Origin of the sequence: Streptomyces sp. AK02-01A, assembly GCF_033795305.1 — a bacterium.
GTDB lineage: Bacteria > Actinomycetota > Actinomycetes > Streptomycetales > Streptomycetaceae > Streptomyces.
The window spans coordinates 131454-142942 of the sequence record NZ_JARBAE010000001.1; the positions used below are offsets into that span (position 1 = coordinate 131454).

Genomic DNA, 11489 nt, shown 5'->3' on the forward strand with positions numbered 1-11489 from the left:
ATCTCCGCGACGCGCGCGGGCCGATACTGGTGGCATGACGCGCCTGATCCTCGCCACCCGCAACGCCGGGAAAATCACCGAACTCAAGGCCATCCTCGCCGGCGCCGGTCTGCCGCACGACCTTGTCGGCGCGGACGCCTATCCCGACCTTCCCGACGTCAAGGAAACCGGCGTCACCTTCGCGGAGAACGCTCTCCTCAAGGCCCACGCGCTGGCCGACGCCACCGGCCTGCCCGCCGTGGCCGACGACTCGGGCCTCTGTGTCGACGTCCTCGGTGGCGCCCCGGGTATCTTCTCCGCCCGCTGGTCCGGCAGGCACGGCGATGACACCGCCAATCTTGAGCTGCTGCTGGCGCAGCTCGCCGACATCACCGCGCCTCACCGGGCCGCGCACTTCGCCTGCGCGGCGGCGCTCGCTCTCCCGGACGGCACGGAGAGAGTGGTGGAGGGCCGTCTTCGCGGCACCCTGCGCGACCGCCCGGCAGGCCGCGGAGGCTTCGGCTACGACCCGATCCTGCAGCCGGAGGGCGAGACGCGCACCTGCGCGGAGCTGTCGGCCGCGGAGAAGAACGCGATCAGCCACCGCGGCCAGGCGTTCCGCGCGCTGGTCCCGGTGGTCCGGGAGCTGCTGGGCTGACACCGGCCGCCGTACGCCGAAGGGCCGCCCCGCACGGGACGGCCCTTCGGTGATGGTGCGGCCGGTGGGACTCGAACCCACCTAGTCCAAAAGGACAAATCGGACCTAAACCGATCGCGTCAACCTGCTGCGCCACGGCCGCTCGCCCCAACCATGCTATCGGGCCGCCGACTCGCGGGGGAGCGGGCGTGCGACGGTGACATGACGGCGCCGGTGGGCGCTTCACCGGAGGTCGGCGCTCCGGCCCCGGGCCCGGACCAGTTCCGCCGCCTCCTCGTCCGTGCTGACCGAAGGCGGAGAGCCGGCCAGCGGCTTTCCGGCCGTTTCCGCCATCAGCAGCACCGCGACCACACCGACCAGCGCCGCCGCCATGGCGTAGTAGGCGGGCATCAGCTCGCTGCCGGTGAGGCCGATGAGCGCGGTGATCACCAGCGGAGTCGTGCCGCCGAAGAGAGACGCGGAGAGGTTGTAGCCCACCGAGAGCGAGCCGTACCGGACGCCGGTCGGGAAGAGCGCGGGCAGGGCGGCCGACATCGTGCCGAGCAGACAGACCAGGGACAGGCCCAGCATCAGCGTGCCCGCCGCGATCGCCGGGATGCTGCCCTGTTTGATCAGCAGAAACGCCGGCAGGGAGAGAACGAGGAAGCCGAGCATGCCCGCCATCAGCAGCGGCTTGCGGCCGAACCGGTCGCTGAGCCTGCCGACCTGGTTGATGACGAGCATCAGACAGACCATGACGCCCAGCAGGATCAGCAGACCATGGGTGTCGCTGTAACCCAGCTCGTCGGCGAGATAGGTGGGCATGTACGACAGGAGCATGTAGTCCGTGATGTTGTACGCGCCGACCAGGGCGACGCACAGGATCAGCGTCGGCCAGTACTGCCGGAAGATCGTCCCGAGACCGTTCTTGCCGCTGACGGCGGTGGTCCGTGCCGGGTCCGCCGTCTCGCGGGCGCGCGCGTTCTCCGACTCCAGCCGCTGGAAGGCCGGTGTCTCGTCGAGCCGCAGTCGCAGATACAGACCGGCCAGACCGAGCGGCCCGGCGACCAGGAACGGCACACGCCAGCCCCACGCGTCCATGGTGTCGGGACTGAGCCAGGCGATCAGCGCGGTGACCAGGCCCGCCGCGCCGACATATCCGGCGAGCGTGCCGAACTCCAGAAAGCTGCCGTAGTAGCCCCGGCGCCTGTCGGGAGCGTATTCCGCGATAAAGGTCGAGGCGCCCCCGTACTCGCCGCCGGTGGAGAAGCCCTGGACCAGCCGGAAGAAGATCAGCAGGACCGGTGCCCAGAAACCGATCGTGGCGTACGAGGGGATCAGGCCGATGGCGAAGGTGCCGATCGCCATCATGATCATCGTCAGAGCGAGGATTTTCTTGCGGCCGACCCTGTCACCCATCGGGCCGAAGACCATGCCGCCGACCGGCCGCACGAGAAAGGCGACGGCGAAGGTCGCGAAGGAGGCGAGAAGCTGGACCGTGGAGTTTCCCGACGGGAAGAAGACATGGCCGATGGTGACGGCCAGATAGCTGTAGATGCCGAAGTCGAACCACTCCATGGCATTGCCGAGGGCGGCGGCCTTCACGGCCCGCCTGACCGCGCGCTCGTCGGTGACGGTGATGTCGGACCGGCGCAGCCCCGGATTCTCGCGCGGGCCGGCGGTGCGGGAGCGGGCGTGATGGCGTCGGACCGCGGCGGGGTCGGCGCTGTCGTCGTGCTCCTGGCCGGCCATGGCGCGCGTCCTTTCCCTCGCGGAGACGGGGCGATCGGTCCGGGATGTTCCGGCACGGGCCAGGAATGCCTCCGCGCGGTCACGGCGGTCGTCAACCGGGGTCCCACGCGGGTGGGACCCCGGTCAGGCGCCCTCGGACCGGGAATCGCGCGGTGCCTCAGACACCCAGGTCTTTGATGATCTTGGCTACATGGCCGGTGGCCCGCACGTTGTACAGCGCGTGCTCGACCTTGCCGTCCTCGTCGACGACGATCGTCGAGCGGATCACGCCGGTCACGGTCTTGCCGTACATCTTCTTCTCGCCGAAGGCGCCATACGCCTCCAGCACGGCCTTGGACGGGTCGCTGACCAGTGTGACCTTGAGGCTCTCCTTCTCCCGGAACTTCGCGAGCTTCTCCGGCGCGTCCGGCGAGACGCCGATGACGTCGTAGCCGGCGCCGGCGAGCAGGTCGAGGTTGTCCGTGAAGTCGCAGGCCTGCTTCGTGCAGCCGGGGGTGAGCGCCGCGGGATAGAAGTAGACGATGACCTTGCGTCCCTTGTGGTCCGCGAGCGATACGTCGTTGCCGTCCGCGTCGGGCAGGGTGAAGGCGGGGGCGGTGTCGCCTGGGTTGAGTCGCTCGCTCATGGTTCTCCTCGGTGGAGGTCGGGTGTACGTGGCCGAGCGTAATCGGGGGTGCCGCCGGGTGCGGGCACGGCGAAGCTGACAGACTGTCGAGGAAGTACTGCTGAAGTACTGACGAAGGACTCACCGGACACGACGACGGAGGCAGCGCGGTGTCGGATTCCAGGACCCCGGCGCAGATCGAGGCGGACATCGTCCGCAGGCGCGGGCAGCTTGCCGAGACGCTCGACGAGATCGGGGTGCGAGTGCATCCGAAGACGATCATCGGCGACGCGAAGGCCCGGGTGGTCTCCCGCGTGGATCAGACGGCCGGGCGCGCGTTCGTGGCCGTCAACAGGACGGTGTCGGGCGTACGGGCGCAGTTCGTCGGAGTCGACGGCGGGCCACGACTGGAACGGCTCGTTCCGGTGGCGCTGCTCGCGGTCGGGGTCGCCGGACTGCTCGCGGTGTCGATGCGGCGGCGCAGGGAATGACGCGAGCCGCCCGCCGCGAGTGACCCCTGTGGCGGCCGGTGCGGCCATGGACAGGTAGGTTCTGGGGCGTGAGCGAGAACACCCACGACAAGTTGCCCATCCGGATGCTCCATGACCGTGTGCTGGTCAGGACGGACATCCCGGAGGGCGAGCGCCGCTCGTCCGGCGGCATCCTCATCCCCGCCACGGCGGCGGTCGGCCGTCGGCTGGCCTGGGCCGAAGTGGCGGCCGTGGGGCAGAACGTACGGACCGTGAAACCGGGTGACCGGGTGCTGTACGACCCTGAGGACCGCGCCGAGGTCGAGGTGCGCGGAGTGGCGTACGTGCTGATGCGGGAGCGCGATCTGCACGCGGTCGCGGCGGACCGTTTCGAGGGCTCCGAGGACTCCACGGGCCTCTATCTGTAACCGTCTTCCCGCAACCGTCCTCGCGCGGTGCGAAAGGCCTGGCCCCGAGAGGGACCAGGCCTTTCGTGGTCTGTCCGGCGCCGCGGTGCGGCCGGCGCCGGTGTCAGGTCACGGACGGATCACTGACGGAATGACCGGCCGGAACGGGAAGCCGAGGTCGTCGGCCATGGCGTTCTCGGCCCGGCCCGCCTTGCTCGTACCACCGTTGCCGCCTCCGGTGGCCGTACCGCCTCCGGGCTGTCCTGGCGACTCTTTGTGTGCCTCGTGGGGCCGGCCGCCGGTGGTGGTTCCGCCTGTCTTCTCGCGGGACCGGTCCTGCGAGGCGTCATGCGTACCTCCCCGGCGGTGTCCTTGCGGCCGGCCATCGGTGCCGGGCTCCTCCGCTTCCTGGTCCTGTGTCTCCAGTTCCTCCTCAGGTGGTGTCACATCCTCCACGCCCTCCTGCAGCCGCAGGTCGAACTCCTCCGGAACGGAGTCCTGGAGGGCGTCCGCCGTGTACTGGCCCCAGATCTCGGCCGGCGCCCCGCCGCCGTTGATCCTGTTCTGGCCCATGGCTCCGTACAGCGCCCTCTGCTGTGCGGTCACCGGGTCGGCGCCCATGATCGCGATCACCGTCGCCAGGTCCGGCGTGTAACCGGCGAACCAGGCGGCCTTGTCGTCCTCCGCCGTACCGGTCTTGCCCGCGGCCGGGCGGCCGACGGACTGGGCGGCGGTGCCTGTGCCGCCCTCGACGACGCTCTGCAGGATGGATGTGGTGGTGTCGGCGGCCTCACGGCTGATGGCCTGCTTGAACTTCCGCTTGGGCAGTTCGACGATGGTGCCGTTCTTGCTGATCTTTGTGACCAGCGTGTACATGCTGCGCTTGCCGTGGTTGGCCAGGGTCGCGTACGCCTCCGACATGTCCAGGACACTCGCGGTGGCCGGGCCGAGCGCGATGGAGGGCGACGCGGTCAGGTCCGGAGTGTTCCTGGGCAGGCCGAGCGCGACGGCGGTCTTTCTGACCGTGGCCGGGCCGACGTCCTGCGCCATTTGTGCGTAGACGGCGTTGACGGACTTGTCTGTGGCCGTACTGACGCTGATGGGACCGTACTTGACGTCGTCCTCGTTCGCCGGGGCGTAGCCGGTGGGCCCGTCCGGGCCTTCGACCATGCGCTCGTTGTCGCCGTCGTAGATGGTGTACGGAGTGATGGGCATGCCGCTCTGGGTCGCGGACTCGTGCTCGACGGCCGCGGCGAAGACGAACGGTTTGAAGGTGGAGCCGACCTGGTAGTCGCGGCGGGTGGCGTTGTTGACGTACTGCTTCGTGTAGTCGATCCCGCCGTACATGGCGACGACATGACCGGATTCCGGATGGACGGAGGCGCCGCCGACGCGGACGTTCCGGTCGGCCGCGCGGCTGTCGTCGAGCCGTGAGGTCACATGGTCCTCGACGGCGTCGGCGAGAGCGTCCTGCTTCTTTCTCTCCAGCGTGGTGGTGATCCGGTAGCCGCCGCCGGCCAGAGTGTTCTCGTCGAGGATGTTGTTGCTCGTGAGGTACTCCTGGACGGCCTGGACGACATAGCCGCGCTGTCCGGAAAGACCGACACTGGAGGGCCTGATCCCGCCCGGCTCCGGGAAGTCGATCGCGTCCCGGGCGGTCTCGCTGAGCCAGCCCTCCTTGACCATGCCGTCGAGCACGTAGTTCCAGCGGGCGAGGGCGGCCGCTTTGTTCTCGGTGTGCACGACGATGTCGAATTCGCTGGGAGCATTGAGCAGCGAGGCCAGATAGGCGCCCTCGGCCGTGCTGATGTCCCCGACGTCCTTGCCGTAGTAGGCCTGGGCGGCGGCCTGGATTCCGTAGGCGTTGCGGCCGAAGTAACTGGTGTTGAGATAGCCCTGGAGGATCTGCTCCTTACTCTGTTCGCGGTTCAGTTTGATCGCGATGAAGAATTCCTTGGCCTTGCGGATGACGGTCTGTTCCTGGCCGAGGTAGTAATTCTTCACATATTGCTGGGTGATGGTGGAACCGCCTTGCGTGCCCTTGCCCAGAACGGTGTTCCAGGCCGCGCGGACCATGCCTTGAGGGTCGATGGCCGGTTCGTAGTAGAAACCGCGGTCCTCGGCGGCGAGGACCGCCCGCTGTACGCCTTTGGGCACCTGGGAGAGCTGGATGTTCTCGCGGTTGATCTCGCCGTCGCGGGCGATCTGGGTGCCGTCCTCGTAGAGATACACATTGGACTGGGCGGTGGCCGCCGCGTTGGCACGGGGGATGTCGACGACCATGTAACCGGCGATGAATCCGCCGATGAGCGCCAGCGCGCCGAACAGAAACGCGCCCAGCACCATCCGCCAGGTCGGAAGGAACCTTCGCCGGCCCGTGCGCTCGGGATGTTTTCCGTGTTCTTTGTTTTTGTCGTCTTTGCGTTTCGCTTTCTTCGCCTTCTGCGTCTTCTCGGTCTGCTGCGTCGTCTGGGTCATGTTCGCGTTCTCGCCCCGCTCGCCCGGCGGACTGTGTGCGGGGCGGCCGGTGGCCGAGGGGTCCCGTGGGGCCCAGCCCTGCTGTGGCTCGTCGCTCATATGTTTGGAGACTCCTCGGCCGCGGCCGGTGCTTCACTCTCCGGCATAACGGTGTCGTATCAGGCGATTCGCCGCGTAGCCTCAAGAAACGCTGCGCGGCCCCATGAAACACGGCCAGAAGGGAAGAGAGCCGTCGGCTGCTCGGGCGAGTGCCGCCGGTCGGATATCCAGTCGCGACGATTGACCCTGGTGGGCTAAGGTCGTGCGCTTTGGTGCCGTGCGGTGAGAGGGGGCCCTGGTGCGGCTGTATCTGACGGTGGCCGCGGGCGGATTCCGGCGTTATGCCACGTACCGCGTTGCGACATTCGCAGGAGTGTTCACCAATACCGTTTTCGGCTTCATCGTGGCGTACACCTATACGGCTCTCTGGGACGAGCGGCCGCGGCTCGGTGGTTATGACCTCTCGCAGGCCGTGACCTATGTGTGGCTGGGCCAGGCGCTGCTGATGACCTGCGGCATGATGGGCGGCGGTTTCGAGGACGAGCTGATGGAGCGGATCCGTTCCGGCGCTGTCGCCGTCGACCTCTACCGGCCCGCCGACCTCCAGTTCTGGTGGATGGCCGGCGACCTGGGCCGGGCGGCCTTCCATCTGCTGGGTCGCGGGATCGTGCCGATGGTGCTCGGTGCGCTGGCCTTCGATCTGGCGCTGCCGGCGAATCCACTTGTCTGGGTGGCGTTCCTGATCTCCGTCATGCTCGGCGTCGTCGTCAGTTTCGCGATCCGGTTCCTGGTCGCGCTGTCCGCGTTCTGGCTGCTGGACGGTGCGGGAGCGGCGCAGATGGGGATGCTGGCGGGGATGTTCTTCTCCGGGCTGCTGCTGCCTCTCAATCTCTTCCCGGGACTGCTCGGCGAGGTGGCACGGGTGCTGCCCTGGTCGTCGCTGCTCCAGGTCCCGGCGGATGTCTTCCTCGGAAGACACACCGGCTGGGGACTGCTCGGCGCCTACGCCTTCCAGGCCGGCTGGGCCCTGGCTCTGCTGGCCACCGGCCGGCTGCTCCAGTCCGTGGCGACACGCAGGGTGGTGGTCCAGGGTGGCTGAGGACACGGCCGCGAAATCGTCCGGGAGCCAGAGGGGGAAACTTCCGGAACTCTGGATTCCGCGGGCATCCCGGCGCGCGGCGCTCCGGGACGGTCTGCGGGCGTACGGCCTCATCGTGGCGATGTGGACGCGGTCCACGATGGCGTACCGCGCCTCTTTCGCGATGACGGCGTTCGGGAACTTCGCGGCGACCGCCTTCGACTTCGTGGCGATCCTGCTGATGTTCTCTCATGTCGACTCGCTGGGCGGCTACTCGCTGCCGGAGGTGGCCTTTCTGTACGGGACGTCCGGCACCGCCTTCGGTCTGGCCGATCTGCTGATCGGGTCGATGGACCGGCTGGGCCGCCGGGTGCGCGACGGCACGCTGGACACGCTGCTGCTGCGGCCCGTGCCCGTACTGGCGCAGGTGGCCGCGGACCGGTTCGCGCCGCGGCGGCTCGGCCGGCTCCTCCAGGGGCTGCTCGTGCTGGTCTACGCGCTGCCGGCGCTGGACCTCGACTGGACACCGGTGCGGGTGCTGATCCTTCCGATGATGGTGGTCAGCGGTGCGGCGATCTTCGCGGCGGTGTTCGTGGCGGGCGCGGCGTTCCAGTTCTGGGCGCAGGACGCCTCCGAGGTGCAGAACTCGTTCACCTACGGCGGGACGACTCTGCTGCAGTATCCGCCGACGGTCTTCGCGAAGGACCTGGTGCGCGGAGTGACGTTCGTGGTGCCGCTGGCCTTCGTCAACTGGCTGCCGGCGCTGTATGTGCTGGGCCGCGAGGACCCGCTCGGGCTGCCGGACGCCGTCGCGTTCCTGCCGCCGGTGGTCGCGGTGGCGTGCTGCGCGCTGGCCGGAGTCGCGTGGCGGGCCGGATTGCGTTCGTACCGGAGTACGGGGAGCTGAGGAGGTGGAGCGTTCATGAGCACGGATGTCGCGGGATCAACGGATGGTTCGGACTTCATCGAACTGGACGGCATCGAGAAGGTGTTCGACGTGCGGCGCAGAGCGGGTCTGCTGCGCCGTGAGAAGCATCAGGTGCGGGCCGTCGACGGCATCAGCTTCCAGGTGGCGCGCGGAGAGATGGTCGGATACATCGGCCCGAACGGCGCCGGCAAGTCCACCACCATCAAGATGCTGACGGGCATTCTGACGCCGAGCGGCGGCCGGCTGCGGGTCGCGGGCATCGATCCGTCCCGTGAGCGTACGAGGCTGGCGCAGCGCATCGGCGTGGTCTTCGGACAGCGCACCACGCTCTGGTGGGATCTGCCGCTGATCGACTCGTACCGGCTGATGCACCGGATGTACCGCGTCCCGGACGCGCGGTTCCGGGTCAATCTGGAGCGCTGCGTCGAACTCCTCGATCTGAGCGAGCTGTTGGACGTACCCGTACGTCAGCTCTCGCTCGGCCAGCGGATGCGCGGCGATATCGCGGCGGCGCTGCTGCACGATCCCGAGGTGCTGTATCTGGACGAGCCGACCATCGGCCTCGATGTGATCTCCAAGGCGAAGGTCCGGGAGTTCCTGCGGGACCTGAACGCGGAGCGGGGCACGACGGTGCTGCTGACGACTCATGATCTGACCGATATCGAGCAGTTGTGCAAGCGGGTGATGGTCATTGACCATGGCAGGCTGCTGTACGACGGCGCGCTGGCCGGGCTGCACGAGGTGGGCGAGAGCGAGCGGACGCTCGTCGTCGACCTGGAGCGGGAACTCCCGCCGATCGAGGTGCCTGGCGCGCGGTCGGTGAAGGTGGAGGGGCCTCGGCAGTGGCTGGCCTTTCCGGCGGCGGACTCGGCGGCTCCGCTGGTGGCGCGGATCGCGGCCGAGTATCCGCTGGTGGATCTGTCGGTGCGGGAGCCGGACATCGAAGCCGTCATCGCCAAGATGTACGCCGATCGATCTGTTGTGTGACGTACGTCCCGTGCATACGGGGCAGCCCTTAGTCTGCTGCCATGACGAGTGAACGGCCTGAGATACGCGCCTCCGACGCCGAGCGGGACCGGGTCGCGGAGCGGCTGCGCGAGGCAGTGGCCGAGGGACGTCTCGACATGGAGGAGTTCGACGAGCGCCTGGAGGCCGCACTCAAGGCGCGCACCCATGGCGAGTTGGCGCCACTGATACGGGACCTGCCCGCGCCGGGCACCACCGCGGATGTGGCGCGGGTCCCGGAGACGGACGGAAGCGGCTACGCGGCGCGGACGGGCCGGGGCCACGCGACGTCCAAGGGCGCCTTCGCGTTCTGGGGCGGCTTCGAACGCAAGGGGACCTGGACGGTGGGCCGGCTGTTCACGGCGGTCGTCTTCCAGGCGGGCGGCGAGATCGATCTGCGCGAGGCGCGGTTCGAGGACCGTGATGTGGTGATCCGCTGCTTCACGGTGATGGGCGGTGTGCAGGTCGTCGTACCGCCCGACATGGACGTCCAGGTCAGAGGCTTCGGCCTGATGGGCGGCTTCGCCGAGACGGGCGAGGATGAAGGACGGATCAGTCCGGCTTCGCCTCGGGTGATCGTCACCGGCTTCGCGCTGATGGGCGGCGTCGGTGTGGAGCGCAAGCTCAGAGGAGCGGACAAGCGCCGCCTCAAGGAGGAGCGCAAGCGGGCGCGCCTGGAGAAGAAGGCGAACCGCGAGGAGCTGGACTGACGGGAGGCGCCGCGACCGCCGGCGCCCGGAGCCGTCCGGGACAGCCGCCTCCTGGTCAGAGCTGGGCGGCGGTCCTGCCCTCCAGAGCCCGGAGATCGATGGCCCGGCTCATCGCCCGGTAGCCCGCGTCGCTCGGATGCAGGGCGTCGCCGGAGTCGTACGCCGGCCTGAGCCGGTCGGGAGCGTACGGATCGCGCAGCGCCCGGTCGAAGTCCACGACGTCGTCATAGATCAGGCCCGACCGGATCTCCTCGTTGACCCGGTCGCGTACGGACTCGGTGACGGCGTCGTAGCCGCGGTGTCCGCCGAACGGCGCCAGCGTCGAGCCGATGACGCGCAGCCCGCGCTCGTGCGCCTGCCGTGTGAGCTCCCTGAGTCCGGCCGTGATCTTTTCCGGATCCCTCTCGCGGCCGCGCAGGATGTCATTTATGCCGAGGTCGATGATGACGGCCCTGACACCGGGCCGGTCGAGGACATCGCGTCCGAACCGGGAGATGCCGCTCGGGCCGTTGCCGATGAGCGCGGTGTCCGCCAGGACGCGGTTGCCGCTGATGCCCGCGTTGAGCACACCGGTGTGCCGGTCGCGCAGCCGGTCGGCGAGCCTGTCCGGCCAGCGGTGATTCGCTCCGGCGCGCGAACCCTGGCCGTCGGTGATCGAGTCGCCGAAGGCGACGACCGCACCGGCCGCCTCGCGATTGAGCACATCGACGGCGGTGACATAGCGCCAGGCGGTGGTCGGCTCGGTGTACGCGGTCCCACCGGGATCCAGCGCACGGTCGCCGTCGGCGAGATACGAGGTCTGGAACGCGCGCGGGTGGTACGTGACGGGGCCGCCGGACATCGGGGTGTACAGCGTGACCAGCAGATCGCCGTCGTACGGCACCCGCAGCGCCACCGGGTCACTGACGATCTGTCCGCCGGGCGGCACGGTCACATCGGTCCGCCCGCCGAAGGCCAGCTCCCGCATCGTCCCGGCGACGGCCTCGGCTCCACCGCCCTGCTCACCGACGCCGACCGAGCCATGGCCGATGAGCAGCGGGACACGGCTGAAGAGGTTGGAGAGAGTGATCCGGACACTCGTACCACCGATGCTGGTGTGCACGACGTTACGGATGGAACGCCCGGCGTGGCCCGTCGGAGCGCCTGGTTCGGCTCCGCCGGGAGCGGCGGACCAGGTGCCGGTCCAGCCGGCCGCCGAGGCGGGCGCCGCCGTGCCGACGGGCACCCGGGCCCGCGTGCGGGAGTCCGGTGAGCCGCCGGACCGCTCCGTGTCCGAGCCGGTGTCCAGCAGGCCGAGCCCGCCGATGATGGCGGCACACACCAGGGCCACCACTCCGACAAGCGCCCCGAGCAGGGCGAATCCGTGCCGTCTGGTCATAGCCCCCGTGTCCCCTCACACCTG

General features: G+C 69.0%; 11 protein-coding genes and 1 tRNA gene. 7 read left to right on the top strand and 5 right to left on the bottom strand.

Annotated elements, in window-relative coordinates; genetic code table 11:
• Window positions 1-34 precede the first annotated feature (34 nt).
• On the top strand, window positions 35-637 hold the full coding sequence (rdgB, locus tag PV679_RS00560; protein ID WP_319678159.1) for an RdgB/HAM1 family non-canonical purine NTP pyrophosphatase: 603 nt from the start codon (window positions 35-37) through the stop codon (window positions 635-637).
• A 53-nt stretch (window positions 638-690) separates the two neighbouring features.
• On the opposite strand, the gene PV679_RS00565 is transcribed toward rdgB, so the two are convergent.
• The 3 genes from PV679_RS00565 to bcp form a co-directional block, all read right to left on the bottom strand.
• A tRNA-Leu gene (locus tag PV679_RS00565) sits at window positions 691-779 on the bottom strand.
• 80 nt (window positions 780-859) lie between these two features.
• A complete protein-coding gene (locus PV679_RS00570) occupies window positions 860-2368 on the bottom strand; it encodes an MFS transporter (RefSeq protein ID WP_319678160.1) in 1509 nt (502 codons plus the stop codon).
• Window positions 2369-2525: 157 nt separating this feature from the next.
• Entirely contained in the window at window positions 2526-2993 is a 468-nt protein-coding gene (gene bcp, locus PV679_RS00575) for a thioredoxin-dependent thiol peroxidase (RefSeq protein WP_319678161.1), read from the bottom strand.
• Between the two features lie 149 nt (window positions 2994-3142).
• Between bcp and PV679_RS00580 the strand changes: the two genes are divergently transcribed.
• Both PV679_RS00580 and PV679_RS00585 read left to right on the top strand, forming a co-directional pair.
• Window positions 3143-3463: a DUF3618 domain-containing protein gene (locus PV679_RS00580; RefSeq protein ID WP_319678162.1), complete on the top strand. Its 321-nt coding sequence runs from the start codon at window positions 3143-3145 to the stop codon at window positions 3461-3463.
• Between the two features lie 104 nt (window positions 3464-3567).
• Window positions 3568-3870, top strand: a complete 303-nt coding sequence (locus PV679_RS00585; protein ID WP_319678497.1) for a GroES family chaperonin — start codon at window positions 3568-3570, stop codon at window positions 3868-3870.
• 108 nt (window positions 3871-3978) lie between these two features.
• On the opposite strand, the gene PV679_RS00590 is transcribed toward PV679_RS00585, so the two are convergent.
• On the bottom strand, window positions 3979-6426 hold the full coding sequence (locus PV679_RS00590) for a transglycosylase domain-containing protein (RefSeq protein WP_319678163.1): 2448 nt from the start codon (window positions 6424-6426) through the stop codon (window positions 3979-3981).
• Window positions 6427-6664: 238 nt separating this feature from the next.
• On the opposite strand from PV679_RS00590, the gene PV679_RS00595 reads away from it, so the two are divergent.
• Genes PV679_RS00595 through PV679_RS00610 form a run of 4 tightly spaced genes read left to right on the top strand, consistent with a single transcriptional unit; the run spans window position 6665 to window position 10087 of the window.
• Window positions 6665-7465: an ABC transporter permease gene (locus tag PV679_RS00595; protein ID WP_319678164.1), complete on the top strand. Its 801-nt coding sequence runs from the start codon at window positions 6665-6667 to the stop codon at window positions 7463-7465.
• On the top strand, window positions 7458-8351 hold the full coding sequence (locus PV679_RS00600; RefSeq protein ID WP_319678165.1) for an ABC transporter permease: 894 nt from the start codon (window positions 7458-7460) through the stop codon (window positions 8349-8351). Before PV679_RS00595 ends, PV679_RS00600 begins: the two co-directional genes overlap by 8 nt.
• 15 nt (window positions 8352-8366) lie before the next feature.
• Window positions 8367-9359 carry an ATP-binding cassette domain-containing protein gene (locus tag PV679_RS00605; protein ID WP_319678166.1) on the top strand — a complete coding sequence of 331 codons (993 nt, stop codon included), beginning with the start codon at window positions 8367-8369 and terminating at the stop codon, window positions 9357-9359.
• A 41-nt stretch (window positions 9360-9400) separates the two neighbouring features.
• Entirely contained in the window at window positions 9401-10087 is a 687-nt protein-coding gene (locus tag PV679_RS00610) for a DUF1707 domain-containing protein (protein WP_319678167.1), read from the top strand.
• Window positions 10088-10142: 55 nt separating this feature from the next.
• Here the strand turns inward: PV679_RS00610 and PV679_RS00615 are convergent, their stop codons facing one another.
• Entirely contained in the window at window positions 10143-11465 is a 1323-nt protein-coding gene (locus PV679_RS00615) for an SGNH/GDSL hydrolase family protein (protein ID WP_319678168.1), read from the bottom strand.
• Window positions 11466-11489 lie beyond the last annotated feature (24 nt).